This is a genomic window from Stenotrophomonas maltophilia group sp. Smal12 (assembly GCF_037079935.1).
Classification (GTDB): domain Bacteria; phylum Pseudomonadota; class Gammaproteobacteria; order Xanthomonadales; family Xanthomonadaceae; genus Stenotrophomonas; species Stenotrophomonas sepilia.
This window is the reverse complement of the sequence record NZ_JBAWUK010000118.1, coordinates 1-760: the sequence shown is the minus strand read 5'-3', so window position 1 is coordinate 760 and position 760 is coordinate 1. Positions and strand designations below refer to the sequence as shown.

Here is a 760-nt window from a genome sequence, read left to right as displayed (position 1 = left end):
CGGTGTGGGCGAGCATGTGCAGACCCTGGTCGCCGATGCCAGCGATCCCGGTTCGTGGTGGGACGGCGTGCCGTTCGACGCGATCCTGCTGGATGCGCCATGTTCGGCCACGGGCGTGATCCGCCGCCAGCCGGATGTGATGTTCCACCGTCGCGCCGAGGACGTCGATGCACTGGTGGGCGTGCAGGCGCGCCTGCTGGAAGCCTGCTGGTCGATGCTGCGCCCCGGCGGCGTGCTGCTGTACGCCACCTGCTCGATCCTGCGCGCCGAGAACATCGATCAGGTGCGTGCGTTCCTGAAGTGGCATCCGGACGCGGTGGCGCAGCCGCTGGGCGATGCGTTCGGCGTGGATTGCGAAGGCGTGGCACGCCAGCGACTGCCTGGTGACAACGATGCTGACGGTTTCTTCTACGCGCGTCTGATAAAAGCAGCCTGACCCCCGCTGCCGTTTCGAGTCCCATGCTGAAGACCCACGCGTCGCGCCAGACGTGGTTGTTCGTGGTGGTGGCCCTGCTGGTGCTGGGGGCCGGGCTCGGTCTCCGCGATCCGTGGCCCTCTGACGAACCACGCGTCGCGCTGGTGGCCAGGCAGATGGTCGACAGCGGTTACTGGTTGTTCCCGCATCGCGGTACCGAGCTGTATTCGGACAAGCCGCCGATGCTGATGTGGTGGCAGGCCTCGCTGTATGGCCTGGTTGCCCACTGGCGCGTGGCCTTCCTGCTGCCCTCGCTGCTGGCCGCATTGGGCACGCTGTGGTGCG

Annotated in this window: 2 pseudogenes; both read left to right on the top strand. The window is 67.5% G+C overall.

The features are described from left to right. Positions 1-436 (top strand): annotated as a pseudogene (locus tag WDC87_RS21865) (16S rRNA (cytosine(967)-C(5))-methyltransferase); the annotation flags it as partial. 23 nt (positions 437-459) lie between these two features. Continuing rightward, positions 460-760 (top strand): annotated as a pseudogene (locus WDC87_RS21860) (dolichyl-phosphate-mannose--protein mannosyltransferase); the annotation flags it as partial.